Raw genomic sequence first — 26,032 nt, 5'->3', positions numbered from 1 at the left:
CGCGCGCGTGGCGGCGTCGGAATGTGAGTATTTTTACCAAGAAGAAGCCGGGACGCCCCCCCCCCGGCTGCCGTTCAGAGCGTGCCCGAGAGGTGCATGTCGAGATCGTCCAGCCGGTCCTGGCCCCAGAACTTCTCCCCGTCATCGGTGATGTAGAAGGGCGAGCCGAAGACGCCCGCCGCCACCGCCTCCTCGAGGTTGGCGGCATAGGTCTCGGCCCCGCTCAGCAGCCCGCTATCGGCCAGCGCGGGGTCGAACTCCGCCCATTCGAGGCAGCTCCGGATCACGTCCTCCTGCGCGATGTCGCGGTCCTCGGCCCAGACGGCCCGCAGGATGCCGTGCACCAGCGCCCCCATATGCCCGCCGCCCGCGTTCTGCGCCGCGATCACGGCATAGGAGGAGGGCGCGGCGTTGGTCGGGAAATGCGCAGGCTTCAGGTTCAGCTTCATCCCCGCCTTCTTCGCCTGCCGCGGCAGGTCCTGCGCGCGATAGGCGTTGCGGACCGGGTGGCGCTCCCCCGGCGGCAGGCCACCGGTGCGCGGGAAAAGCGCCATGATGTCGAGCGGCTTGTAGGTGATCGTCGCCCCGTGCCGCCCGGCCATTTCCTCCAGCCGCGTGCCGGCGAGGTAGGAGAAGGGCGACAGCGCGGAAAAATAATAATCGATATGGGCCATTTCGTCTCTCCTCCGGTCCCGCATCCTTTGCCATACGTGACGCGCGTGCTAAGCGGTGTCAACGTCACGATTCTGTCATCGAAGGCCACCCGGGGACCCCTGCCAATGTCGATCTCGTCCGAGCCGAAGCTTATTTCCGGCAATGCGAACCTGCCGCTTGCCAACGCCATCACCCGCCGCATGTCGATGCACCGCGGCACCCGGATCGGGCTGGTCGATGCCCGCGTCGAACGGTTCAACGACCAGGAGGTCTTCGTCGAGGTGTTCGAGAATGTCCGCGGCGAGGACATGTTCATCATCCAGTCCACCTCGAACCCGGCCAACGACAACCTGATGGAACTGCTGATCATGGCCGACGCGCTGCGCCGCTCCTCGGCCAAGCGCATCACCGCCGTGATCCCCTATTTCGGTTACGCAAGGCAGGACAGGCGCACAAAGGCCCGCACGCCCATTTCCGCAAAGCTCGTCGCCAACATGATCGTCGAATCCGGCATCGAGCGGGTCCTGACCATGGACCTGCACGCCGCCCAGATCCAGGGCTTCTTCGACATCCCCGTCGACAACCTCTATGCCTCGCCGGTCTTCGCGCTGGATATCCAGACCCAGTTCAAGGGCCATCTCGACGACGTCATGATCGTCTCTCCCGACGTGGGCGGCGTGGCCCGCGCGCGGGAGCTTGCCAAGCGCATCACCGCACCGCTCTCGATCGTCGACAAGCGGCGCGAGAAGGCGGGCGAGGTCTCGGAAATGACGGTGATCGGCGAGGTGACCGACAAGATCTGCATCATCGTCGACGACATGTGCGACACCGCCGGCACCATGTGCAAGGCGGCCGAGATCCTGCTCGAGAACGGCGCGCGCGAGGTGCACGCGTATGTCACTCACGGCGTGCTCTCGGGCCCGGCGGTCGAGCGGATCACCAATTCCAAGCTCAAGTCGATGGTCATCACCGACACGATCGCGGCGCCCGACCCGGTGAAGAACACGCCGAACATCCGCATCCTGCCCACCGCGCCGGTTTTCGCACAGGCGATCCTGAACATCTGGAACGGCACCAGCGTGTCGTCGCTTTTCGAGATCCCGACGCTGGAACCGATCTACGAGGGCCAGTTCGGCAACTGACCGGCCTCAGTAGAGGTCCCAGTCATCCTCCGACCGGAGCGCCCCGATCGCCATCCAGCGCATCCGGGCGCGGGCGACGCGCGTGTCGCCCCATGTCCGGAAGACAAGCTCGAACCCCTCGGGCGTGACGTTGTCGGTGCTGATATCGGCGCGCACGTTGGCCGCACTGTCCATATCCCACATCGACAGGCTTGCGAACACCGTCGGCGGGGCCTGGAACCGCCGGCTGAACTGCACCGCCTTGCGGCGCTCGCGCGGGCCCGATCCCGTCCACATCTCGCCGTCGTCCTCGAAATCCGAGAACATCACGTCGTCGCCCTGGTCGATCCCGATGGTGTGTCCCGAGAGTTCTTTCATTGGTCTTGGTCTTCTGTCCTTCGATGAAGCGGTCTTATAGGCGTATTTGGACCGAAATGCGCAACAAAAAAGGAAAATCCCGTCCAAGCAACTGATCAGGCGGGCGTTTTGGAAAAATGCGCCGTACCAGGACTACCGGAACTGGTTCTTGTAATCTCGCACGTGATCCGGAAAAAGCCTTTCGTACTCGGCCGCGTCTATCCCGATCGCATCGACCTCATATTCGATCTCATCCCCCAGGTCGTATTCGAACAGAACGACACCACCATGGCATTCAACAGGCTGCCCATCGGCAGTCGATATCGATAGTCCCAGCCAACGAACTGTCCCCGGATCGCTGTCCTTCTCAGGCGTCGCCGTTCTTCTGAACGCCGCGAACGGGCTGGCGGGAATAAACGTGCCGAACGCCGCACCCATGGGCGCATCACCCCCTTCCAGCCGGGAATGTCCGATAACCTCACCCTCGAAAAGCACTTGGTACATCAGGTCGCACGCCTCGATTTCCACGGGGAGACACGCTTTCAGGCGGCTGGCGACCTGTCAACAACCGCCGCCCCGCCCCCACGGAACAGCCCGCCCCAAAAGCAAAAGGCCCCGCAACCCGGGGCCTTTCCTGTCACTGCAACGCGGTCGGTGCGGTCCGTTACGGCGCCGCCGCGCGCGAGGTGGTCGCAAGGCCGATCTCGTCGCCCATCGCCACCATGTCGGCCAGCAGCTTGGCGGCCTCGTCGACCGGGCCGGGCTCGTTCTTGTAGGCGTCCTGCGCCTTTTCCAGCCGGCTGTTGGCCTCGCGGATCATCTCGTCGAAATGCTCCTGCGTGACCTCCTCGCGCGGGATGGCGCGCTCGGCCAGAACCGAGATGCTTTCCGGGTTGATCTCGGCGAAGCCGCCCGTCACCACGTAGGATTGCGTGCCCTCGGCCCCCGTCACGGTGACGACACCGGGGCGCAGCGTCGTGATCAGCGGCGCGTGATCGGGCAGCGCGGTCATGTCGCCCTCGGCACCCGGAATCTGCACTTCCCTGGCCTCGACAGAAGCCAGAAGCCGCTCGGGGCTTACCAGATCGAATTGGACTGTGTCAGCCATTCACTGTCTCCTTTGGGAGAGGATGCCGCGCCTCGAAAGGCGCGGCGCGATGCTTAGGCGGCTTCCGCGGCCATCTTCTCGGCCTTGGCTTTCACCTCGTCGATGCCGCCAACCATGTAGAAGGCGCCCTCGGGCAGGTGATCGTACTCGCCGGCGACCACGGCCTTGAAGGACGAGATCGTGTCTTCCAGCGGCACCTGGACGCCGTCGGAACCGGTGAACACCTTGGCCACGTCGAACGGCTGCGACAGGAAGCGCTGGATCTTCCGGGCGCGGGCCACGGTCAGCTTGTCCTCTTCCGACAGTTCGTCCATGCCGAGAATGGCGATGATGTCCTGCAGCGACTTGTAGCGCTGAAGGATCCCCTGAACGTCACGGGCCACCTTGTAGTGCTCTTCGCCCACGATCGCCGGGTCCATCAGGCGCGAGGTCGAGTCGAGCGGGTCAACGGCCGGGTAGATGCCGAGCTCGGAGATGGCGCGCGACAGAACGGTCGTGGCGTCGAGGTGGGCAAAGGTCGTGGCGGGCGCCGGGTCGGTAAGGTCGTCCGCGGGCACGTACACGGCCTGGATCGAGGTGATCGAGCCCTGCTTGGTCGAGGTGATGCGTTCCTGCATCGCGCCCATGTCGGTGGCCAGCGTCGGCTGGTAACCCACGGCCGAGGGAATACGACCCAGAAGCGCCGACACCTCGGACCCCGCCTGCGTGAAGCGGAAGATGTTGTCGACGAAGAACAAAACGTCGGTCCCCGACTGGTCGCGGAACTGCTCGGCCAGCGTCAGGCCGGTCAGCGCAACGCGGGCACGGGCCCCCGGAGGCTCGTTCATCTGGCCGTAGACCAGCGCCACCTGGCTCTGTTCAAGGTTGTCGGGCTTGATGACCTCGGATTCGATCATCTCGTGGTAGAGGTCGTTCCCCTCACGGGTCCGCTCGCCCACACCGGCGAAAACCGAGTAGCCCGAGTGCACCTTGGCGATGTTGTTGATCAGTTCCATGATCAGAACCGTCTTGCCCACGCCGGCGCCGCCGAACAGGCCGATTTTGCCGCCCTTGGCGTAGGGCGCCAGCAGGTCGACCACCTTGATGCCGGTCACGAGGATTTCCGACTCGGTCGACTGTTCCTCGAACTCGGGCGCCGGCTGGTGGATGGCGCGGGTCTCTTTCGCCTTGATCGGCGCACCCTCGTCCACCGGCTCGCCGATCACGTTGATGATCCGGCCCAGCGTCGCGTCGCCCACCGGCACGCTGATCGGGCCGTCCATGTCGGTCACTTCCTGGCCGCGGACAAGACCCTCGGTCGCGTCCATCGCGATGCAGCGCACGGTGCTTTCACCAAGGTGCTGCGCCACTTCCAGAACCAGCCGCTTGCCGTTGTTGTCGCATTCGAGCGCGTTCAGAATCTCGGGCAGGTGGTCGCTGAACTGAACGTCCACCACGGCGCCGATCACCTGGGTGACTGTGCCTTTAGCGTTTGCCATGTTTCGTCTCCGGTTTTCGTCAGAGCGCTTCCGCGCCCGAAATGATTTCAATAAGCTCGTTGGTGATCACGGCCTGACGCGAGCGGTTGTACTCGATGGTCAGCTTGTCGATCATCTCTCCGGCATTGCGGGTGGCGTTGTCCATCGCCGACATCCGCGCGCCCTGTTCCGAGGCGCCGTTCTCCAGCAGCCCGCTGAAGATGGCGGTGGCCACGGCCCGCGGCAGAAGCTCGCGCAGGATCTCGTCCTCGCCGGGCTCGAAATCGTAGAACGCACCGTCATCCTGTGCCTGCTCGTCCCCGCCGACATCGGCCGGGATAACCTGCTGCATCGTCGGAATCTGGCTGACCACGTTCTCGAACCGCGAGAAGAAGATCTTCGCGACGTCGAACTCCTCGGCCTCGAACCGGTCGAGGATGTTGGCGGCCACGGCCTGCGCATCGGCATAGCCCACGTTGCGCACGTCGGACATGTCGACATGGTCGACGAACAGGTCCGAGTGATCCCGCTTCAGCGCGTCACGGCCCTTCTTGCCGACGGTGATGACCTTCACCGTCTTGCCGGCGGCCTTGAGCTTTTCGATCTCGGCGCGGGCCAGCTTGGCGATGTTGCCGTTGAAGCCGCCGCACAGGCCCCGCTCGGCGGTCATCACCACCAGCAGGTGGGTCTGATCGCTGCCGGTGCCGCGCAGAAGCTTCGGCGCGCTCTCGCTGTCACCGACCGACGCGGCCAGCTTCGCCATCACGGCGTTGAACCGCTCCGCGTAGGGCCGGGCCATCTCGGCGGCATCCTGTGCCCGCCGCAGTTTCGCGGCGGCCACCATCTGCATGGCCTTGGTGATCTTGCGGGTCGACTTGACCGACTCGATCCTGTTTTTAAGGTCCTTAAGACTCGGCATTGCCTCGTCCCCCCTTATGCGAAGTCAGCGGCGAACTCGTCCAGCGCAGCCTTGAGCTTCTCCTCGGCGTCCCCGGCGATTTTCGGGTCTTCCTTGGTGATGTAGTCAAGCAGGTCCTGGTGCTTCGACCGCAGGTGGTTGAGCAGCCCGTCCTCGAACCGGCCGACCTCGCTCACCTTCAGCTTGTCGAGATAGCCTTTCGTGCCGGCATAGATGACACAGACGATCTCGGCGTTGGTCAGGGGCGAGTACTGCGGCTGTTTCATCAGCTCGGTCAGGCGCGCACCCCGGTTCAGCAGCTGCTGGGTGGCAGCGTCGAGGTCCGACCCGAACTGGGCGAAGGCCGCCATCTCGCGATACTGGGCGAGCGACAGTTTCACCGGGCCGGCAACCGACTTCATGGCCGAGGTCTGGGCCGAAGAGCCAACCCGGCTCACCGACAGACCGGTGTTCACGGCCGGGCGGATACCCTGGTAGAACAGCTCGGTTTCAAGGAAGATCTGGCCGTCGGTGATCGAGATCACGTTGGTCGGAATGAAGGCCGACACGTCGCCACCCTGCGTTTCGATGATCGGCAGAGCCGTCAGCGAACCCGAGCCGTTGTCCTCGTTCAGCTTGGCCGAACGTTCCAGCAGGCGGGAGTGAAGGTAGAAAACGTCGCCCGGGTAGGCTTCACGCCCCGGCGGACGGCGAAGCAGAAGCGACATCTGGCGATAGGCCACGGCCTGTTTCGACAGGTCATCGTACACGATCAGCGCGTGGCGGCCGTTGTCGCGGAAATGCTCGGCCATGGCGGTTGCCGAATAGGGCGCCAGGAACTGCATCGGCGCCGGGTCCGACGCGGTGGCGGCCACGACGATGGAGTATTCCATCGCGCCGTTCTCTTCCAGCTTCTTCACCAGCTGCGCAACGGTCGAGCGCTTCTGGCCGACGGCCACGTAGACACAGTAGAGCTTCTGGCTCTCGTCGTCGCCGGCAGCCTCGTTATAGGACTTCTGGTTCAGGATCGTGTCGAGCGCCACGGCGGTCTTGCCGGTTTGGCGGTCGCCAATGATCAGCTCGCGCTGGCCACGGCCGATCGGGATCATGGCGTCGACCGATTTCAGGCCCGTCGCCATCGGCTCGTGCACGGATTTACGCGGGATGATGCCCGGCGCCTTGGTGTCGGCCACGCCGCGGGTCTTGGCGCCGATCGGGCCCTTGCCGTCCAGCGGGTTGCCCAGCGCGTCCACGACCCGGCCCAGCAGCTCGTCACCGATCGGAACGTCCACGATCGACTTGGTGCGCTTGACGGTGTCGCCTTCCTTGATCTCGCGGTCCGAGCCGAAGATCACGACGCCGACGTTGTCGGTTTCGAGGTTCAGCGCCATCCCCATGACGTTGCCCGGGAATTCCACAAGCTCACCGGCCTGCACGTTGTCGAGCCCGTAAACCCGCGCGATCCCGTCACCGACCGAAAGAACCCGGCCGACCTCGGCCACTTCGGCCTCTTTGCCGTAGTTCTTTATCTGGTCCTTCAGGATCGCAGAAATCTCTGCAGCTTGGATACCCATTTATCCGACCTCTTTCATTGCGTTCTGGAGGGAGTTGAGGCGCGAGCGGATCGAGGTATCGATCATCTTCGAGCCCACCTTGACGATAAGACCGCCGATGAGGCTTTCATCGACGGTCGCATTGATATTGACGTCTTTGCCCACGGTGGCCTTGAGCGTCTTGGCAAGTTTCTCCGACTGGGTCTTGGTCAGCGCCTTGGCGCTGGTCACGTCGGCGGTCACCTCGCCCTTGTCCTCGGCGATCATCTCGCGCAGCTTCACGATCAGCTGCGGCAGCACGAAGAGGCGGCGCTTCTCGGCCATCAGGCCCAGCCCGTTCTTCAGCACCGGCTCGAGGCCCATCTTGTCGGCAATCGCCATGACCGCCGCCTTCTGCTCCGACCGGGGCACGACCGGGCTGGCGATCAGCTCGGCGAACTCGTCGCTGTCGTCCAGCGCGGCTGCAAGATCGGTGACGTTGGATTCAAGTTTCGCCAGAGACTTGTCGTCTTTCGAAATCTCGAAAATGGCGGTGGCATAGCGTTCGGCGATGCCGGAGGAGATCGAAGCTGGTTCGGACACGTCCACCCTTCCGATTTCTGGCCCCGGTTCAGCAAAATGACGGCATAGGGATGCCGTCGTCCGGGGGCGTTAGGACACGATGCCTGTCTGTAAACATCGAAATTCGGCTGGGGTGTAGCAGAGCCTTGCGGACCTAGCAAGCGGCTTGAAACCAACGGTATACAATTGAATACTGAGCGTTTTCAAAGGGTTAATCCTCCTGCGACCGAATGCGCATATTTTCCGCGAAGAAAAAGCTGTGGATTTCTTCACGAAACCGCGATTCCTTCGCGCGACGACCCCGCAGAACGCCTTGCTGCAAAGGCATGTCGTTAGCGCCACCATCCCTCGCGGCCCGGCGAGACCGTCCGCAAGTACGGGCGCGCGCACCGACGTAATACCGACAAAATACCGACGTGATACCGACGTCACACCGGCTTGGCCTCAGGCTTCGGCTGAAGCACCCCCAGCGGCTTTCTCACCGTCTCTCTCAGCCCCGGCCCAAGCGGCGCCTGCACCCGTTTCGTCGCCATCACCAGCAGCACCCCGCCCGCCGCCACCACCGACAGCGAGCCGCCCAGCTTCTCCCACATCCCCGAGGTCTTGCGCCAGAACCGCTTCTCCGACGGCGGCTGGAACAGGGTCGTGGCATGGCCCTCGGGCAGGAAATTGTGCGATTTCAACTGGTTCTCAAGCTGGCTCTGGGTATAGGGCCGGCCGAAGCCGAACGGCGTCCGGTCACTCCGCGACCACAGGCCCGCCCGGTTCGGCACGATGAACAGCGCCGATCCCCCGGGCCCCAGAACCCGCCAGCATTCCTCCAGCAACGCGCTCGGCTGCTCGCTCGTCTCCAGCCCGTGCACCACCAGCAGCTTGTCGACGTGCCCGGTCTCGACCGGCCACCACGTCTCCTCGCACAGAACCGAGACGTTCGGCATCCCCTGCGGCCACCCGATCACCCCCTGCGGCGCCGGCATGCAGGCGATGACCCGTTTGCTTTCAGCCAGGTAGGGCCGCAGGAACGGCACCGCGAACCCGAAGCCCAGCACCGTCTGCCCCTTGGCCTCGGGCCAGAACGTCTGCACCTCCGCGCGGATGATCTTCTGCGCAGCCCGGCCCAGCGCACTGCGGTAATAGAAATTCCTAAGATCCTGCACATCAAGATGCATTGCAGCCGCTGTCCCGATCAGTCAGTCTGAAGGGTATCAGTAACCGGCGAATGGGGAAACACAATGACACTTCAGATCGAAACCGTTCCCTGCCTGTCCGACAATTATGCCTACCTCGCGCATGATCCGGACACCGGCGAGACCGCGGTGATCGACGTGCCCGAGGCGGCCCCGATCCTGAAGGCGCTGGCCGACAAGGGATGGACCGCGACACAGGTCCTGCTCACCCACCACCACGCCGACCACGTGCAGGGGCTCGACGACATCCTCGCCAAACACGACGCCAGGGTCGTGGGCGCCGCCGCCGACGCCCACCGCCTTCCCCCGCTCGACACCGCCGTTAAGGAAGGCGAAACCATTCGCATCGGCAACGAGAGCGGCGAGGTGATCGACGTCTCCGGCCACACCGTCGGCCACATCGCCTTTCACTTCCCCGGCTCGAAGGTCGCCTTCACGGCCGACAGCCTGATGGCATTGGGCTGCGGCCGGGTGTTCGAGGGGACCATGCCGCAGATGTGGGAAAGCCTGCAGAAACTGGCGGCCCTGCCGCCCGACACCACCATCTGCTCGGGCCACGAATACACCGCCGCCAACGCCCGTTTCGCCCTGACCATTGATCCCGACAATCCCAAGCTTATATCCCGTTCAGAGGCGGTCGAAACAGCCCGGGCGAACGGCCAACCCACCGTGCCCTCCACCCTCGCCGAAGAGCTCGCCACCAACCCGTTCCTGCGTGCAGGGGATGCGCGCATTCAGGACCATCTGGGACTGACAGGCGCCAACCCGGCCGAGGTCTTCGCCGAAATCCGGACGCGCAAGGACAATTTCTGAAAATCCCCGACCGTTTCCGGCCGGGCACAAAATAGGTGCAAAACCTCAATAACGTTTAGAAATGTGATCGGATGCCGCGAAAAAATACTTGAAGGACCCGGCAGATCGACCAAACTTTAAACCTATGAGGTCAAGACTCCGGGCAAGCCCCCGGACGCAGATCAGAAGGAGCACAGGAAAGTGCCATCATTCTCGACGACACTGGAGCAGGCAATTCACGCGGCCCTCGCGCTGGCCAACGCGCGGCGGCACGAATTTGCGACGTTGGAACATCTTCTGTTGGCGCTGATCGACGAGCCCGACGCCTCGCGCGTCCTCAAGGCATGCTCGGTCGACACCGAAGATCTGCGCGCGACGCTTGTGGAATTCATCGACGAGGATCTGTCGAACCTCGTCACCGACATCGACGGCTCCGAGGCGGTGCCCACCGCCGCCTTCCAGCGCGTGATCCAGCGCGCGGCCATCCACGTGCAGTCCTCCGGCCGCACGGAAGTGACCGGCGCCAACGTGCTGGTCGCCATCTTCGCCGAACGCGAAAGCAACGCCGCCTACTTCCTTCAGGAACAGGACATGACCCGCTACGACGCGGTCAACTTCATCGCCCACGGCGTGGCCAAGGACCCGGCCTATGGTGAAACCCGCCCCGTGCAGGGTGTCAGCGACATGGACAACGAGAAATCCAAGTCCGAAAGCAGCGGCCCCGAGGCCGTGGAACAGGGCGAAAGCGCCCTGGCCAAGTACTGCGTCGACCTGAACGAGAAATCCCGCCGCGGCGATGTCGACCCGCTGATCGGCCGCGACCACGAGGTCGAGCGCTGCATCCAGGTGCTCTGCCGCCGGCGCAAGAACAACCCGCTCCTCGTGGGCGACCCGGGCGTCGGCAAGACCGCCATCGCCGAGGGGCTCGCGCACAAGGTCGTGCAGGGTGAAACGCCGAAAGTTCTTTCGAAAACAACGATTTACTCGCTTGACATGGGCGCGCTTCTGGCCGGCACGCGGTATCGTGGCGACTTCGAGGAACGCCTGAAAGCGGTCGTGACCGAGCTCGAGGCGCACCCCGACGCGGTGCTCTTCATCGACGAGATTCACACCGTGATCGGCGCCGGCGCCACCTCCGGCGGCGCGATGGACGCCTCGAACCTCCTGAAGCCCGCGCTTCAGGGTGGCAAGCTGCGCTGCATGGGCTCCACCACCTTCAAGGAGTTCCGCCAGCATTTCGAGAAGGACCGCGCCCTTTCCCGCCGGTTCCAGAAGATCGACGTGGTCGAGCCCACGGTCGAGGACGCGATCAAGATCCTCAAGGGCCTCAAGCCCTATTTCGAGGATCACCACAGCGTCAAGTACACCAATGACGCCATCAAGTCGGCGGTGGATCTCTCGGCCCGCTACATCAACGACCGCAAGCTGCCCGACAAGGCCATCGACGTCATCGACGAGGCCGGCGCGGCCCAGCATCTTGTCGTCGCCTCCAAGCGGCGCAAGTCCATCGGTCCGAAGGAAATCGAGGCCGTGGTCGCCAAGATCGCGCGCATTCCTCCGAAGAACGTCTCGAAGGACGACGCAGAGGTGCTCAAGGATCTCGAAGGCGCGCTCAAGCGCGTGGTCTTCGGGCAGGACAAGGCCATCGAGGCCCTGTCGAGCGCCATCAAGCTGGCCCGCGCCGGCCTGCGCGAACCCGAGAAGCCCATCGGCAACTACCTCTTCGCCGGCCCGACCGGTGTGGGGAAAACCGAGGTCGCCAAGCAACTGGCCGACTCGCTCGGCGTGGAACTGCTGCGCTTCGACATGTCGGAATACATGGAGAAACACGCGGTCTCCCGCCTGATCGGCGCGCCTCCGGGCTACGTGGGCTTCGACCAGGGCGGCCTTCTGACCGACGGGGTGGACGAACATCCGCACTGCGTTCTCCTTCTCGACGAGATCGAGAAGGCCCACCCGGACGTGTTCAACATCCTCCTGCAGGTGATGGACCACGGCAACCTGACCGACCACAACGGCCGCACGGTGAACTTCCGCAACGTGGTGCTGATCATGACCTCGAACGCCGGGGCGACGGAACAGGCCAAGGCCGCCATCGGCTTCGGCCGCGACCGCCGCGAGGGCGAGGATACCGAGGCGATCGAACGCACCTTCACCCCGGAGTTCCGCAACCGGCTGGATGCGGTCATCTCCTTCGCGCCGCTGCCGAAAGAGGTGATCCTGCAGGTGGTCGAGAAGTTCGTCCTGCAACTGGAAGCCCAGTTGCTTGACCGGAACGTGACCATCGAACTGACCGAACCCGCCGCCGCATGGCTTGGCGAGAAGGGCTACGACGACAAGATGGGCGCGCGCCCGCTCGGCCGCGTCATCCAGGAGCATATCAAGAAACCGCTCGCCGAAGAGCTTCTGTTCGGCAAACTCTCCAAGGGCGGCATCGTCAAGGTTGGAGTCAAGGACGGCAAGATCGATCTTCAGTACGAAGGTCCGAGCCGTCCCCGGCTGTCGGGAAAAAAGCCGCCACTTCTGACGGCTGACTAGTGACGCCGTCGCGGATTGCGGCACTGATTGGCGCGGCCCTCTGGGCCGCGCCTTCGTTTGCGGAGCCCCCGCAGCTCTCCCTCCCCATCGACTGCACCCTCGGGCAGACCTGCTTCATCGAGGATTATGTCGATGCCGATCCCGGCCCCGGCCAGCACGATTATACCTGCGGCCTCAAAAGCCGCGACGGCCACCGCGGCACCGATATTGCCCTGCAGTCCTTCGAGGCCATGGAAAACGGCGTCGCCGTCCTCGCCGCCGCCCCCGGCCGCGTCGCCGCCCTGCGCGACGGCATGGCCGATATCGCCGTCACCGACGCAACCCGCGACACCATCCGCGGCCGTGAATGCGGCAACGCCGTGCGCCTCGACCACGGCGACGGCTGGCAAACCCTCTATTGCCACATGAAGAACGGCTCCCTCACCGTGCGCGAGGGGCAGACTGTCGCGGCAGGCGATCCGCTCGGCCTCGTCGGGCTCAGCGGGCTGACCAACAATCCGCATATCCACCTGACCGTGCTGAAGGATGGCGAGATCATCGACCCCTTCCGGCCCGACACCAGGCAATGCGGCGCCGGCACCGGCAACGGCCTCTGGAAGACTGCCCCCGCCTACACGCCCACCGGCCTTTTCACCGCCAGCTTTTCCACCGCCGTGCCCACGCTCGACGATGTCCAGACCGGCGCCGCCCGCGTCACGCAGACCACGCCCGGCGACGCCCTCGTCCTCTATGGCCACGTCTTCCATGCCGAACCGAACGACACGCTGACCCTTTCCGCCACCGGCCCCGAGGGCGAAATCTTCACCCGCACCATCACCCTGATCGCCCCGCAACTCCAGCTCTTCCGCGCCTATGGCCGGCGCAGCCCGGATGGCGGCTGGCCCGCGGGCCAGTATCGCGGCTACGTCACGCTGAGGCGCGGAGACACTCTCATCGCCGCCCGCCACGCCGACATAACCGTCGGCCAATAGCCCTTATTTTTCGGTGATCTTCAGCTCGATCCGCCGGTTCTGCGCCCTGGCCTCTTCGGTATTCGCGGTGTTCACCGGCTGATATTCCCCGAACCCGTTCGCCGACAGCCGCTCCGGGTCCATCCCGAGGTCGTCGATCATGTAGCGCACCACCGACAGCGCCCGCGCCTGGCTCAGGTCCCAGTTATCCTCGAATTGCCGGCTGTTGCGGATCGGGATGTCATCCGTGTGCCCGTCGACCTGCAAAACCCAGTCGATGCCTTCCGGTATCTCGTCGGCCACCCCGCGCAGGATGTTCACCACCTTGGCAATCTCGGTCTTCCCCGCCTCTTCCAGCTCGGCCTCGGCCGGCGCGAAGAGCACCTCCGACGAGAACACGAACCGGTCGCCCACGATCCGCACGCCTTCCTGATTGCCCAGCACCTCGCGCAGCCGCCCGAAGAAATCCGAGCGGTACTTCTCGAGATCCTCGTTCTGCGCCTGCAGGGCGTTGCGCTCCTCCTCCAGCCGCCGGGCCTTCTCCTCTTCCAGCTGCCGGCGCCGCCGCTCCTCGGCGGCGGCCCGGGCCAGCGCCACGTTCAGGTCCTGCCCCAGCGATTCAATCTGCACGTTCGCCGCCGCCTCGCGCGCCTTGGCGTCATCCAGCAGCGCCCGCAACTCGCCCAGCTGCTGCCGAAGCGACGCCACCTGCCGGTTCAGCAATTCCTGCTGTTTCTGCGCCTCCGTCGCGAGGTCCGCCTGCTTCTCGCGCGCCGCCTCGGCCTCGGCCAGCTTGCGCCGCGCCTCTTCCAGCAGGATCTGGCGCTCCTCGGCCTTGCTGATCTCGGCCTGCGCATCGCGCTCGGCGGCCAGTTTCGCGGCCAGTGCCTGCGCCAGCTGATCGCGGATGTCCTCGACCTCCTCGTCGCTCGCGGCGGCCTGTTTCTCGGCCGCCAGCTTGGCCGCCAGCGCGGCGGCCAGCTGCTTGCGCACGTCCTCGGAACTCACCGCTTCGGCCTCGGCGGCCTCGTTCGCCGCCAGCACCTCGGCCAGCCGCCGGCGCACCTTCTGCAGTGCCTCCTCGGTCCGGTTCAGCCGCGCCTGCAACTCGGCGATCAGGTCGGCATCCTCGACCGCCTCGTTCTCGGCGGCGGTCTTCGCGGCCAGCGCCTCGGCCAGCTTCTCCTCGAGGCTCTTCGCCTCGCCCGTCAGCGTCTCGCGCTCCTCGGTCAGCGCGGCAATCCGACTTTCCAGTCGCGCCAGCCGCTCCTCCAGCTCGGCGCTTTCCGTGCCCGCCTCTGACTGCGCCTCCCGTGCCGCCGCCAGCCGGGTTTCCAGATCGGCCTTCTCCTGCGCCAGCGCCTCGACCGAGGCCTGCGCCTGCGAGAGCTGCGTTTCCAGCTCCACCTGCCGCGCTTCCAGTTCCTCGCCCGAAGCCTGCGCCTGCGCCAGTTCTGCCCGCAGGTTCTCCGTTTCGCTGGCTTCGCCCTGCGACGCCTCCAATTGCGATTTCAACGCCACGGTCTCGTCCTGCAAGGCCCGCCCCACCGCCTCGGCCTGCGACAGCTGCGTTGCAAGGTCATCGCGTTCCGCCGTCAGCGCCTCCGCCTCGGCCTCGGCCTCCGCCAGCCGGGTTTCCAGCGCGCTCACCCCGGCCAGCTCCGCCTCCAGCGCGGCCAGCCGTTCCTCCAGCTCGCCCCGGGTCGAAGTCAACGCCTCCTGCGATTGCGCCAGCTCCGCCTGCGCCGTCTCGGCCTCGGCCTGAGCGGCCGCCAGCGCAATCTCGGCCGACGCGATGCGTTCCTCCAGCGTCCGGTTATCTTCCGCCCGGCCTTCAGCAAGGCTCTGCGCCTCGCTCAGCTCAAGCCGCAGCTCGTCCAGCGTCTTGCCCTTGTCCTCCGCATCCGCCAGCGCGGCGGCCAACTGCGCCTCGAGGTCACCCAGCGTACTGGCCCGCGCCACCGCGTTGCCCTCGGCCTCCGATACCTGCTCTTCCAGCTCCGCGATCCGGGCATCCTTCTCGTCGATGGCCAACTGCGCGGTGGTCAACTCCTCGCTGATCTGGTCCTGCGCCAGCAGCGCGGCGGCCAGCTGGATATCCAGATCCTCCTCGGCATTCTCCGCCGCCGCCAGAAGGGTCAGCGTCTCCTCGGCCCGGCGCCGCTCCTCCTCCAGCGCCAGCGTCATCGAGGTGAGCTCGGTCTCGGCATTCTCCAGCTTCTCGCGCAACGCCTCCGCCGCAGCCGCCTCGGCCAGCCGCAGCTTCTCTTCCTCGCTCAGCTCTGCCTCGAGCGTCTCGACCTGCCCCGACAGGCTGGCAACCTCCGCCTGCTCCTCGGTATAGCGCCGCCGCAGATCGGCGATCAGCGCCTCAAGCGCCTCGCGTCGGGCGGCGGCAAGGCGGGCCTCTTCGGTCTGGGCGTCGATCTCCTCGCGCATGTTGGCCAACGCAAGGTTCAGTTGCTCCTGCTCCGAAAGCAATTCCTCCTGCCGGTCCTCCAACTCGGCGATGGTGCCGAGGTTGGTTTCGCGGTCCGACAACAGGCTCGCCACCTGCTCCTCGAAACTGGCGATGCGCGACTGCGCGGCGGCCAGCGCCTCGGCCTGTTCCTCGCGCTCCTGCCGCAGGCTGTCGATCAGGGCGGTCTGCTGCTCCTGCTGCTGGCGGGCGGCGGTCAGCGTGCTGGTCAGTTCGCCCACCCGTTCGCTCAGCGTGGCGCTGCGGTCCTGTTCCAGCCCCAGCGCACGGCTCAGCGCCGCCACCTCCGCCGAGAGCTCGTCAAGCTTGCTGGCCTGCCCGCTGATCGTCTCGCGCAGCACGAACTGCACGACCATGAAGATCGTCAGCACGAACATCAGCACCAATAGAAGGCCGGTCATCGCATCCACGAAGCCCGGCCAGATCGAGGATTGAAAGCGTTGTCCTGTGCGGCGGGACAGGGCCATGGATCAGCCCTCCCGCTCCGTCTTGCCGGCGTCGGGCCTGACGCGAAGTGCGGCGCGGGCGCGCCCGCTCTCGGCATTGCGCAACTGGTTGAAGATCTTGGTCAGCGCCGCAAGGTCGGTGCGGATCTCGGTCATCGTCTCCTGCCGCCCGGCGCTGATCTCCTCGAGGATGCGCAGCATCTGCACGTCGATCGACCGCAGGCGCATCCGGCTTTCGGCATCGAGGCCGGTCTCGCCAAGCGACTCGTTGCGCGCCTCAAGCGTAGAAATCAGGCGTTCCTGCCCGTTCGCCACCTGCATCAGCGCGGTGTTGACCGGATTCGCCTCGCTCATCCGGTGGGTCAGCCGCTCGATCGAATCCGCCAGAACGCCCAGCTTTTCATCCACCATCGCCCGGCTCACATCCGACTGGCTGACCATCTGCTGCATGGCGTCCATCTGCTCGGACATATGTTCGAGGAAGCCGGCCATCGCGCTCTGGTCGCCCCCGCCTTCCCCGTCGCCCGAGGCAAAGCCCACGCGGGTGATCGACGACATCCACTCTTCCAGCTCGCGGTAGAACCGGTTCTGCCCATGGCCCGCGAACAGCTCCAACAGCCCCACCACCAGCGACCCCGCCAGCCCGAGCAGCGACGAGGCGAAGGCCACGCCCATGCCGCCCAACTGCGCCTCGAGCCCGGTCATCAGCCGGTTGAACACCTCGACCCCGCCCTCGCCCTCCTGCGGGGCAAGGCTGCGGATGGTGTCGACCACGGCCGGCACCGTCGTGGCAAGCCCATAGAACGTGCCCAGAAGGCCAAGGAAAATCAGCATGTTGACGATATAGCGGGTGATCTCCCGCGCCTCGTCGATCCGCTGTGCGACCGAGTCGAGGATCGACCGTGCGGAGGTCGAGGCGATCTGCATCCGCTTGCCCCGGCGCTGCCGCATCAGCGTCGCCAGCGGCGCCAGCAGCCGCGGCGCGCCCGAGGTATCGCTGGCCTGGTGATCCTGCGCGTATTCCTCGATCCACCGGACCGAGGTGATCAGCTGGAACACCTGCCAGAAACAGGCCACCACGCCGATGAAGAACACGAAAACGATGAACCCGTTGAGATATAGATTCGACTGGAATACCGGCAAAACCCGGGGCAGGGCCACGAAGGCCCCGAACCCGGTCAGCCCGAGCACGATCAGCATCAGCGTGATCTGACGGACTGGCTGTGAAAACTGCGGCTCGACCTCACGGTCCGGCTGGTCCATATGGACGGCTCCCGGCTCTGACGGTTCTTGGCGCCACACTACGATTTATATAGTGTCAAGCCAAGGATTTATCCCACGATCTGGCGCACCCGTTTTGCCAGCCACTCAAGGTCCTCATCCTCCAGCCCGAGCTCTTTCAGATGGCTCGTCGTGTTGTAGAGGTACTCGGTATTCGGCCCCCGCCCGCCGACCGCGTGGGCGATCATCTGCGCCTGCTCTTCCAGCGGCATCCCGCCGCAATACTGGTCATGCGCGGCATCGATCACGTAGGTCACCGCCTCGACCTTGCGGCCATCGGTCAGCTCCAGCGCCAACACCTTCTCCAGGTAGGCCGACGAGATCAGCTCCCGCTCGCGCAGGTACTCCAGCACCTGCGCCTCTTCCGGCTCGTTCACCTTCAGGGCCACGCCCGTGCAATGCGCCCCCTCGGCCTCGTCCAGCGCCAGCACAAGCCCCGGCTTCTCCTCGGTGCCGCGATGGTGGATGCTGCGCATGCAGAAGCTGCGGTGATAGCCGGGCAGCGTGGCGATCACCTCCTCGCGCGGCTTGAAGCCGGGGTTCCACAGCAGCGAGCCGTAGCCGAATACCCACATCGTCATTTTGCCTGTTCCTCGCTCTTTCAAGGCCTTAAACACCATCGAAAGACCCTATGAAAGAGGCACCGGGCAGATGCGTATTTTGTTGACCCTGATCCTGATCGCGGCGGCGGCATGGTCGGGGTACTGGTATATCGGCAAGACCGGCGTAACCGAGGGGTTCTCGGCCTGGCTCGAGGCCCGGCGCGCCGAGGGGTGGGCAGCCGAAACCGGCACGCTGGAAACGAAAGGCTTCCCCAACCGTTTCGACACCACCTTTACCGACATCACCCTCGCCGACCCCGAAACCGGGCTCGCGTGGGAAGCGCCGATGTTCCAGATCCTCGCGCTCAGCTACAAGCCCAACCACGTCATTGCCGTCTGGCCGGATCAGCAGATGGTCGCCACACCGCAGGAAAAGTTTGACGTGGAAAGCAGCGACATGCGCGCCAGCGTCGTGGTCGGCGCCGACCTGTCCCTGCCGCTGGAACGCACTACCCTGACGGCCGAGGAACTGGTCGTGACCCCCCGCTCCGCCGATCAGCCGACCCGGGCAAAGGCGGTGCGTGTCGCCGCCGAGCGGGTGGCCGCCCACCCCTCGACCTACCGGCTGGGGCTGGCCGCCGAGGGCCTTTCGCCGGCGCTGGAATGGCGCGTGCGGCTCGACCCGGCGGGCAAGCTGCCGGAACGTTTCGACGCCTTCGAGGCCGACGTCACCGTCGAGTTCGACAAGCCGTGGAACCGCTCCGCCATCGAAGAAGCCCGCCCCCAGCCGCGCCGCATCGACATCCGCCTCGCCAAGGCCCGCTGGGGCCGGCTGGAACTTCAGGCAGCGGGCGAGGTGACGGTCGATGACCAGGGCTTCCCGGTCGGCGACGTCACGGTCAAGGCCCGCAACTGGCGCGACATCCTCAAGATGGCCGTGGACTCCGGCGCGCTCCCCGATGCCATCGCCGGCACGCTGGAAGACGGGCTGGGCCTGATCTCGCAGATGGCGGGCAACCCCAAGACGCTCGACATTCCGCTGAACTTCAAGGGTGGCAAGGTCCGTCTCGGGCCGGTGCCGCTGGGCGATGCCCCTCGCCTCCGCCTCAGATAGCCGCAGGCGGCGGAATGCGCTTGCTCCGCCGCCGGCAAGCGGATTAGTCCTTCCGACATGACCGGCTGGATTGCCAGAACCCTCGTCGCGCTGATCGTGGCGCTCGGCCTCCTCGTGCCACAGGGCGCGGGGGTTGCGGCGGCGCTCGGCCTGACCTTTGACCGTGTCATGGTCATCTGCACCGGTGACGGGCTGCGCACCCTGCGCTTCGACGCTGACGGCAACCCGGTCGAGGTCTCGGACAGCCCCGACACCTGCGCGCTGGTCCACGCCGCCGATACCTCCGAAGACATCATTCCGATTGCCGCACCCGAAGACGCGCTTGCATCTGCCCCGGCACCCGTGCCGCAGCCATTGCGCGCCGTGGTGCCGGCCTATCTCCCCTCTCTCCCTCGCGCGCCGCCGCTCGTCTGACACGGGCCGTACCAACCTCAGACACCCGGCCGCACCTTGCGGTCACCTCAAGACTTGGAGAGACACATGAAAACCCTAATCGCAACCACCCTCGCCCTCGCCCTGCCGAGCCTTGCCGCGGCACATGACTACATGCTGGGCGACCTTCAGATCATTCACCCCAGGGTCTTCGCCACCGCCGCCACGGCAAAGACCGGCGGCGGCTACGTCACCATCGCCAATGACGGCGAAACCGACGACGCCTTGATCGGCGTGCGCGGCGACTTCCCGAAGGTCGAGGTGCACGAGTCCTACGAGGAAGACGGCGTCGCCCGCATGCGCCATATCGAGAAGCTTGCGATCCCCGCCGACGACATCGTCGAACTCGCGCCGGGCGGCTATCACGTGATGTTCATGGGGCTCAGCGACCCGTTCGAGGTCGGCGACGAGATCCCCGTCACCCTGATCTTCGAAAAGGCCGGTGAAATCGACATCGTCTTCAAGGTCGAGGAACGCAGCGGCGACGACCACGGCTCGCATTCCGAATAGCGCTCTGCGCCGCGGCTCTCACCGGGCCGCGGCCCGCCCGCCTCAGCGGCAGTAGGCGCCCGACCGGTAATTCGCCGTGTCGAAGTGGAAATGGTCCTGGTGAAACCGATCCGATTCCGGCCCCAGCACCGTGCCGAAGGGCCCGCAGGCCGACTCGTGCAGCCGCCGAAGGACGCGCCCCTTGCGGCCATTGCCCCAATCCGCAAGCACCGAAATCTCGCTGCCGTCCCGCAGGTGAAAGGCCGAGATATCGATCGCCCGCCCCTTGCCATGCTCCGAGACCTTGGCGCCCGGCTTGTGGTTCCGGGTTCGGCAGACGTAATGCGCGGCCACCCGAAGTTCCTGAACGCCACCACCCATGTTGCCGACGATCTGGTCCATGTCACGCTGGACCCATGCGTTCAGCACCCGCGCGGTGTTGCATTCCATGATCGCCGGCTGGCTTAGCAAAACCCCGCCGACACGGGTGACTTCGACCGCGTTCTCAATGCCGCAAATGGCGCTGGCGCCGTCGACCTCGCCCACCACCGACCCTTTGATCGCGGGCTGGCCACAGACCGATCCGCGGCTCGAAACCTGCTCATCGTCGCGCCCGCCGAACGCCCCGCATCCCATCAGGATCAATGGGATAACCCAAATGAAACGCATATGTCTCAGCCTCTTTTCACTCGTCCGAAGTCTGGTGCATCGGTATCCTGCCCGGCCTCGATGATACCACGCCGAATGGCCCGGGTGCGAGTGAAATAGTCGAAAAGATGCTGGCCGTCACCCGTGCGAATGGCGCGCTGCAGGGCGAAAAGTTCCTCGGTGAACCGCCCGAGGATCTCCAGCGTCGCCTCCTTGTTGTGCAGGAAGACGTCGCGCCACATGGTCGGGTCGCTGGCGGCGATCCGGGTGAAATCGCGGAAACCGGCGGCGGAATAGCGGATCACCTCGCTGTCGGTCACCCGGCGGAGGTCATCGGCCACGCCCACCATCGTGTAGGCGATCAGGTGTGGCGCATGGGACGTCACGGCGAGCACGAGATCATGATGCTCGGCATCCATCTCCTCGGTCTTGGCACCCATTCCCTGCCAGAAGCCTTCCAGCTTTTCTACCGCCTCGCGATCGCTGCCTTCGACCGGCACGATAAGCGTGAACCGGTTCTCGAACAGCTCGGCAAAACCCGAGCGCGGGCCCGAATGCTCTGTGCCCGCCAGCGGGTGGGCCGGCACGAAATGCACGCCCTCGGGCAGGTGCGGCGCCACCGCCTCGATCACGTCCTTTTTGACGGAGCCCACGTCGCTCACCGTCGCGCCGGGTTTCAGCACCGGCGCGATTTCCGCGGCCACGGCGCCCATCGCGCCTACCGGCACACACAGCACCACGAGATCGGCGCCTTCCACAGCTTCGGCGGCGGTCTCACAGACCCGGTCGCACAGCCCGATTTCGCGCGCCACGTCGCGGGTTTCGGCCGACCGCGCATAGCCCGTCACCTCGCCCGCCAATCCTGCACGCTTCATCGCCCAGAACATCGACGAGGCAATCAGCCCCAGCCCGATCAGCGCCACCCGGTCATAGACCTGGCTCATCGTGCCCCCTCCTTGAACTGGCCGATGGCATGGGCCACCCGCCGGCAGGAAGGCTCGTCACCTACGGTGATACGCAGGCAATGCGGCAGGTTGTACCCCGCCACCCGCCGCACGATCAGCCCCTCGGACTTGAGGTAATCGTCACAGGCCTCGGCCTCTTCCCGGCTGGCGAAGCGGGCCAGGATGAAATTCGCGGTCGAGGTATCCGACGGCACCCCCTTCTCGGCCAGCGCCTCGGCCAGCCACGCCCGCAGGCGCGTGTTGTCGGCCCGGCATTTCGCGGCCCATTCCCCATCGCGCACCGCTGCCTCGGCCGTGACCAGCGCGGCGGTCGACAGGTTGAACGGCCCGCGGATGCGGTTCAGCACGTCGATCACGTGCGCCGGGCCATAGCCCCAGCCCACGCGCAACCCGCCCAGCCCGTAAAGCTTCGAGAAGGTCCGCGTCATTACTACGTTGTCGCGCATGTCTACCAGCGCGGCGCCGCCGTCGTAATGCTCGACATACTCGGCATAGGCCCCGTCCACCACCAGGAGCACATGCTTGGGCAACCTGTCAGCCAACCGCGCCAATTCGGCCTCCCCGATCATCGTGCCGGTGGGGTTGTTTGGATTGGCGATGAAGACCAGTTTTGTCTTCTTGGTACAGGCGGCAAGGATCGCATCGACATCCGTCACCCGCTCGCGCTCGGGCACCTCCACGGGCGTCGCCCCGTTGGCCTGCGCGCTGATCTTGTAGATCGCAAAGCCGTGCTCGGTATGGATCACCTCGTCGCCGGGGCCGGCATAGGCCTGGCACAGAAGGCTCAGGATCTCGTCGCTGCCCACGCCGCAGATCACCCGGTCGGCATCGAGCCCGTGCACCTCGCCGATCGCCTCCCGCAGCCGTTCGTGGCCGGTCGAGGGATAGCGGTGCAGGTCGAACCCGGCCTTGCGGAACGCCTCCTTCGCGGCCTCGCTTGGCCCGAACGGGTTCTCGTTCGAACTGAGCTTCACCACGTTCTCGACCCCGTCGACTTTCGACGAACCGCCCACGTAGGGCGAGATATCCAGGATACCCGGCTGCGGCTTGATTTTCGTCATGAGCTTGCTCCTTCCGGGCCTTGTATCGGCGGGAAATCGCCTTGGCCAGAACAAACAAAAAGGCCGCGGCGGTCCCCCGTCGCGGCCCTTCGGCTGTTGCAGAAACGCCTTAGTTCTGCGCGTAGAATTCGATGACGAGGTTCGGTTCCATCATCACCGGATAGGGCACGTCGCCCAGGCCCGGCGTCCGCACGAACTTGGCAGTCATCTTGGTGTGGTCGGCCTCGATGTAGTCGGGCACGTCACGCTCGGCCAGTTGCACGGCCTCCAGCAGGACGGCGAGCTGCTTCGAGCGGTTGCGCACCTCGATCACGTCGCCTTCCTTCACGCGGTAGGAGGGGATGTTGACCTTCTGGCCGTTCACGCGTACGTGGCCGTGGTTCACGAACTGGCGGGCGGCGAACATGGTCGGCACGAATTTCGCGCGATAGACCACGGCGTCGAGACGGCGCTCGAGCAGGCCGATCAGGTTCTCACCGGTGTCGCCGCGCACACGCTCGGCCTCGGCATAGATGCGGCGGAACTGTTTCTCGGTCAGGTCGCCGTAATAGCCCTTCAGCTTCTGCTTGGCGCGCAGCTGCAGGCCGAAGTCGGACATCTTGCCTTTGCGGCGCTGGCCATGCTGGCCCGGGCCGAATTCGCGGCGGTTGACGGGGGATTTCGGACGGCCCCAGATGTTTTCGCCCATCCGGCGGTCGATTTTGTACTTGGCAGACGTGCGTTTGGTCACGGCTGATCTCCTTCGTTCAGGGTTTCGAAGGGCGTTGTCCTCTCCCCGGATTTGGCCGGGGTGACAGGGATCCCCTCGCGGGGGCCACCAACACCAATGAAGGCGCGCTTATACAGCCACGCGAGACAGTGTCAACCGCGGAAAACACGGCAAACCCTCCCGCCCTTCTTCTGGCCGGAAATATCCCGGGGGGAGCGTTGAAATCTCCAGATTTCAACGCGGGGGGCAGCGCCCCCACTTAACCCGGCCCATTAGGCCGCCTCGTGCATCAGGATCGCCGCCTCCGAGGTATTCAGGTTTCGCCGCGCGAACCCGCCATAGGCCCTCGGCTCGTGCTCCAGCCCCGGGTTGATCGCCAGAAGCCGTGCCCTGTCGCCGGGGTCCAGCGTCGACAGCGCGGCCGAGGCCGGGTGAAAGCTCTCCGTCTCCACCCCGTTCGCCCACAGCACCTGGTGGCGGGGCAGCAGCAGGTGGATGTACGTCACCTCCCGCACGCTCCGATCGACCGTGATCGAGCCGTCATTCACGAGGTCCTTGGCCGAAACCAGCACCTCCGGCGTGTTGAACAGCGCCCGCGCCACGGCCCCCTTCACAAGCATCCGGTGCTCGGGCGAGACCAGCAGTTCCTGGTCGGGCCGCTGCACGCCCAGCCCCCCGGCCCTGATCCTGACGGGGCGAAGCTGCGGCATGGCGAACAATCGAGCGCCGGTCATCCGCCGGCTGCCGATCCACTGCACCGGCTGGGCGCCGTTATCCTTGGTCTGAACGTAATCGCCCTCGCGGAACGCCTCGACCAGCCGCGGCCCCTCCGGCGTCTCGATCCGCGTGCCGGGGGTGAAACAGATCACCCCGCCCGTCTCCGGACCGGTGGCATTCTGCCCCAACCGGTCGAGCGAGTGATGCACCACCCACAGCTCGCACCGCTTCGGCGGAATGTCATCCACGAACATGACCAGCGGCGGCGCGCCGTATCCCACCGGCACCACCGTCACGTTGTAAGCCTTCAGCCCGTCCGTCACCACGAAGCCGGTATCGGCCAGTGGCCCGGTCTCTTCCACCTCTTCGAGATTACGCGTGTCTGTCCTGGCCGCTGACACCAGCCGCCGGACAAGCTTGGCCGCGCAGCGGCGGCTTGTCCCGTTCCCATTTGCCCCTTCCAGCCGCAGCACACCGTTTGGCCCGTCAATCCGCACGATCTCGCCCTGCCACGACCATGTCGCGCCAACGGCGAGGGATTCGATTGGAGCGGCGGTCAAACCGTCCACTTCCGTCTGCGACCAGGAAATGACAAACGCGCCCCGAAAGCCCGTTTCCATCACCTGTCGTCCTGCCTCAGTCTCTTTTTTTATTGTGCAAAGCGTACCAAATGCGAATCACCTTGGAAACCCTTCACAAAGAACGTTTTTTCAGAATTTGATCCGTAGCTGCACGGAACCCACAACCTGTTCCTCGCGCTGCGTGCCGAATTCCTTGTCGAGCCACGTGAGCCCGTAGAACACGCTGCTGCCCGCCCGGCTGCGCCAATGCAGGCCGGCGCGCGCCCGGTTTCGCGTCTCGTTCAGCTGCACCGGGCCGCTCGACGGGATGAACTCGCTGCTGTGCACATAGGCCGTGTCCGCCCCCACCATCAGCGACAACCCGCTATAGGGCGCCTCCTGTATTACGCTGTAACGGTGGCCCGTGACCGGCGCCCTGACTAGCAGGCCGCCCTGCCCGAACTGCCCCAGCGTGAAGTCCGCGCCCGCCCGTACCAGCGTCTCGACCCCGGCCCGCGCCTCGACGAAGGGACGCAGCCGCGTCCGCTGGCCCAGCTGGAACTCCCGTCCCGCCTCGAACACCACCGCCGGGTCGACATCGTTGCTGACTTGCGCCGCCTTCGTCGCGGGCGAGGCATCGCGGCCGCCCAGCACGTCGTGCAGTGCTTCCTGCACATGGTCGAGCTGTGTCATCGGTCCAGTCAGCACCAACTCGCCGCCAATCGCGTATTCGATGGCGTTCCGCCTGAAGTGGCTGTGCAGCCCGAAGGACAGCGCCTGCGCATAGACCCGGTCCAGCGGCGCCGGCGTGGCAAGGTTCTCCGGCCCCATCACCTCGGCATTGACGCGCAGCTCCCACACCTGGCCCAGCCCGTAATCCCCCTCCCCGGTCCAGCCCGGCGCCCACACGTGGCTCGACGCCATCGAGCCGGTACGCCAGCGGTCATGCCCATCGCCCAGCGAGTCATTGGTGACCAGCATGCCGAAACTATAGGGCCCGCGATCTTGCGCCATGGCCGGGATGGAAAGGGAAAAAATCACGCAAAGCGCGGCAAGAAGGCGTGTCATGAGTGCCGTAATCCTCAAATTCGCCCCCCGGCACCTGGGTGATAGCAAAGGCTGGCGGCAGAACGCCACCCTGTCCCGCGCAAACCGGGACCGGGGATTCGCGAATGCGGCGAAAGGGCCACAGGCAACGGGGCGCCGGCTGGCACTTCGGGCTCAATGGGCGGCGACTCATGGAGCCAATGACGGAAATCAAGCCCCGTGAAGCGAACTCATGGCCGGCCCGGAACACGAAAAAGAAAATTTCGAATCGTTTATTTTCATGCGGTTAGGGGAAATACCGCGGATCTCGACATTAAGTGTCTTTACAACACTTATTGTTGGTGTCATATCTACACCATCGAAACA

At 65.3% G+C, this 26,032-nt stretch carries 25 protein-coding genes; 7 read left to right on the top strand and 18 right to left on the bottom strand.

The genetic code is table 11. The features are described from left to right. Positions 1 to 74: 74 nt before the first annotated feature. Positions 75 to 674: a 2-hydroxychromene-2-carboxylate isomerase gene (locus QUV18_RS16045; protein WP_300895029.1), complete on the bottom strand. Its 600-nt coding sequence runs from the start codon at positions 672 to 674 to the stop codon at positions 75 to 77. Between the two features lie 105 nt (positions 675 to 779). On the opposite strand from QUV18_RS16045, the gene QUV18_RS16040 reads away from it, so the two are divergent. After that, positions 780 to 1,796: a ribose-phosphate pyrophosphokinase gene (locus QUV18_RS16040; RefSeq protein WP_300895028.1), complete on the top strand. Its 1,017-nt coding sequence runs from the start codon at positions 780 to 782 to the stop codon at positions 1,794 to 1,796. Positions 1,797 to 1,802: 6 nt separating this feature from the next. On the opposite strand, the gene QUV18_RS16035 is transcribed toward QUV18_RS16040, so the two are convergent. From QUV18_RS16035 to QUV18_RS16000, 8 genes are all read right to left on the bottom strand, one after another. Further along, complete coding sequence (locus QUV18_RS16035) at positions 1,803 to 2,153, bottom strand: H-type lectin domain-containing protein (RefSeq protein ID WP_300895027.1); 351 nt, start codon at positions 2,151 to 2,153, stop codon at positions 1,803 to 1,805. Between the two features lie 132 nt (positions 2,154 to 2,285). Next, complete coding sequence (locus QUV18_RS16030) at positions 2,286 to 2,660, bottom strand: hypothetical protein (RefSeq protein WP_300895026.1); 375 nt, start codon at positions 2,658 to 2,660, stop codon at positions 2,286 to 2,288. A 136-nt stretch (positions 2,661 to 2,796) separates the two neighbouring features. Continuing rightward, entirely contained in the window at positions 2,797 to 3,240 is a 444-nt protein-coding gene (locus tag QUV18_RS16025) for a F0F1 ATP synthase subunit epsilon (protein WP_300895025.1), read from the bottom strand. A gap of 53 nt (positions 3,241 to 3,293) precedes the next feature. Then, a complete protein-coding gene (gene atpD / locus QUV18_RS16020) occupies positions 3,294 to 4,718 on the bottom strand; it encodes a F0F1 ATP synthase subunit beta (RefSeq protein ID WP_300895024.1) in 1,425 nt (474 codons plus the stop codon). Between the two features lie 19 nt (positions 4,719 to 4,737). After that, on the bottom strand, positions 4,738 to 5,616 hold the full coding sequence (locus tag QUV18_RS16015) for a F0F1 ATP synthase subunit gamma (protein WP_300895023.1): 879 nt from the start codon (positions 5,614 to 5,616) through the stop codon (positions 4,738 to 4,740). A 14-nt stretch (positions 5,617 to 5,630) separates the two neighbouring features. Then, positions 5,631 to 7,169: a F0F1 ATP synthase subunit alpha gene (gene atpA / locus QUV18_RS16010; protein WP_300895022.1), complete on the bottom strand. Its 1,539-nt coding sequence runs from the start codon at positions 7,167 to 7,169 to the stop codon at positions 5,631 to 5,633. Then, on the bottom strand, positions 7,170 to 7,736 hold the full coding sequence (locus QUV18_RS16005; RefSeq protein ID WP_300895021.1) for a F0F1 ATP synthase subunit delta: 567 nt from the start codon (positions 7,734 to 7,736) through the stop codon (positions 7,170 to 7,172). It lies immediately after the preceding gene. A gap of 401 nt (positions 7,737 to 8,137) precedes the next feature. Next, a complete protein-coding gene (locus tag QUV18_RS16000; protein ID WP_300895020.1) occupies positions 8,138 to 8,878 on the bottom strand; it encodes a methyltransferase domain-containing protein in 741 nt (246 codons plus the stop codon). Between the two features lie 63 nt (positions 8,879 to 8,941). Between QUV18_RS16000 and gloB the strand changes: the two genes are divergently transcribed. The 3 genes from gloB to QUV18_RS15985 all read left to right on the top strand — a co-directional run bounded on the left by gloB (position 8,942) and on the right by QUV18_RS15985 (position 13,197). After that, on the top strand, positions 8,942 to 9,709 hold the full coding sequence (gloB, locus tag QUV18_RS15995) for a hydroxyacylglutathione hydrolase (protein ID WP_300895019.1): 768 nt from the start codon (positions 8,942 to 8,944) through the stop codon (positions 9,707 to 9,709). A gap of 180 nt (positions 9,710 to 9,889) precedes the next feature. Next, complete coding sequence (gene clpA / locus QUV18_RS15990) at positions 9,890 to 12,226, top strand: ATP-dependent Clp protease ATP-binding subunit ClpA (protein ID WP_300895018.1); 2,337 nt, start codon at positions 9,890 to 9,892, stop codon at positions 12,224 to 12,226. Then, complete coding sequence (locus QUV18_RS15985) at positions 12,226 to 13,197, top strand: M23 family metallopeptidase (protein WP_300895017.1); 972 nt, start codon at positions 12,226 to 12,228, stop codon at positions 13,195 to 13,197. The genes clpA and QUV18_RS15985 overlap by 1 nt, the downstream gene beginning before the upstream one ends. Positions 13,198 to 13,200: 3 nt before the next feature. Here the strand turns inward: QUV18_RS15985 and QUV18_RS15980 are convergent, their stop codons facing one another. From QUV18_RS15980 to QUV18_RS15970, 3 genes are all read right to left on the bottom strand, one after another. Next, complete coding sequence (locus QUV18_RS15980; protein ID WP_300895016.1) at positions 13,201 to 16,122, bottom strand: peptidoglycan -binding protein; 2,922 nt, start codon at positions 16,120 to 16,122, stop codon at positions 13,201 to 13,203. 3 nt (positions 16,123 to 16,125) lie between these two features. After that, complete coding sequence (locus QUV18_RS15975; RefSeq protein WP_300895015.1) at positions 16,126 to 17,364, bottom strand: biopolymer transporter ExbB; 1,239 nt, start codon at positions 17,362 to 17,364, stop codon at positions 16,126 to 16,128. 68 nt (positions 17,365 to 17,432) lie between these two features. Next, positions 17,433 to 17,963 carry a gamma-glutamylcyclotransferase gene (locus tag QUV18_RS15970; RefSeq protein WP_300895014.1) on the bottom strand — a complete coding sequence of 177 codons (531 nt, stop codon included), beginning with the start codon at positions 17,961 to 17,963 and terminating at the stop codon, positions 17,433 to 17,435. Between the two features lie 70 nt (positions 17,964 to 18,033). Here QUV18_RS15970 and QUV18_RS15965 point away from each other — a divergent pair, with 70 nt between their 5' ends. The 3 genes from QUV18_RS15965 to QUV18_RS15955 all read left to right on the top strand — a co-directional run bounded on the left by QUV18_RS15965 (position 18,034) and on the right by QUV18_RS15955 (position 19,980). After that, the gene (locus QUV18_RS15965; protein WP_300895013.1) at positions 18,034 to 19,038 is read left to right on the top strand and encodes a DUF2125 domain-containing protein; all 1,005 of its coding nucleotides are present in this window, start codon (positions 18,034 to 18,036) and stop codon (positions 19,036 to 19,038) included. 57 nt (positions 19,039 to 19,095) lie between these two features. Next, positions 19,096 to 19,452 (top strand): hypothetical protein, encoded by a 357-nt coding sequence (locus QUV18_RS15960; RefSeq protein WP_300895012.1) that lies wholly within the window; start codon positions 19,096 to 19,098, stop codon positions 19,450 to 19,452. A 66-nt stretch (positions 19,453 to 19,518) separates the two neighbouring features. Then, positions 19,519 to 19,980 (top strand): copper chaperone PCu(A)C, encoded by a 462-nt coding sequence (locus QUV18_RS15955; protein ID WP_300895011.1) that lies wholly within the window; start codon positions 19,519 to 19,521, stop codon positions 19,978 to 19,980. A gap of 42 nt (positions 19,981 to 20,022) precedes the next feature. On the opposite strand, the gene QUV18_RS15950 is transcribed toward QUV18_RS15955, so the two are convergent. From QUV18_RS15950 to QUV18_RS15925, 6 genes are all read right to left on the bottom strand, one after another. Next, positions 20,023 to 20,628 (bottom strand): extensin family protein, encoded by a 606-nt coding sequence (locus QUV18_RS15950; RefSeq protein WP_300895010.1) that lies wholly within the window; start codon positions 20,626 to 20,628, stop codon positions 20,023 to 20,025. 5 nt (positions 20,629 to 20,633) lie between these two features. Next, complete coding sequence (locus QUV18_RS15945) at positions 20,634 to 21,551, bottom strand: prephenate/arogenate dehydrogenase family protein (protein WP_300895009.1); 918 nt, start codon at positions 21,549 to 21,551, stop codon at positions 20,634 to 20,636. Then, on the bottom strand, positions 21,548 to 22,633 hold the full coding sequence (gene hisC, locus QUV18_RS15940; protein ID WP_300895008.1) for a histidinol-phosphate transaminase: 1,086 nt from the start codon (positions 22,631 to 22,633) through the stop codon (positions 21,548 to 21,550). Before hisC ends, QUV18_RS15945 begins: the two co-directional genes overlap by 4 nt. Before the next feature lie 109 nt (positions 22,634 to 22,742). Next, positions 22,743 to 23,363: a 30S ribosomal protein S4 gene (gene rpsD / locus QUV18_RS15935; RefSeq protein ID WP_300895007.1), complete on the bottom strand. Its 621-nt coding sequence runs from the start codon at positions 23,361 to 23,363 to the stop codon at positions 22,743 to 22,745. Positions 23,364 to 23,614: 251 nt separating this feature from the next. Further along, positions 23,615 to 24,679 (bottom strand): Hint domain-containing protein, encoded by a 1,065-nt coding sequence (locus QUV18_RS15930; protein ID WP_300895006.1) that lies wholly within the window; start codon positions 24,677 to 24,679, stop codon positions 23,615 to 23,617. Positions 24,680 to 24,769: 90 nt separating this feature from the next. Then, positions 24,770 to 25,687 (bottom strand): lipid A-modifier LpxR family protein, encoded by a 918-nt coding sequence (locus QUV18_RS15925; RefSeq protein ID WP_300895005.1) that lies wholly within the window; start codon positions 25,685 to 25,687, stop codon positions 24,770 to 24,772. Between the last annotated feature and the right edge of the window lie 345 nt (positions 25,688 to 26,032).

Source organism: Roseovarius sp. (genome assembly GCF_030373445.1).
Classification (GTDB): Bacteria; Pseudomonadota; Alphaproteobacteria; order Rhodobacterales; family Rhodobacteraceae; genus Roseovarius.
This window is presented reverse-complemented; position numbering and strand designations above follow the sequence as displayed.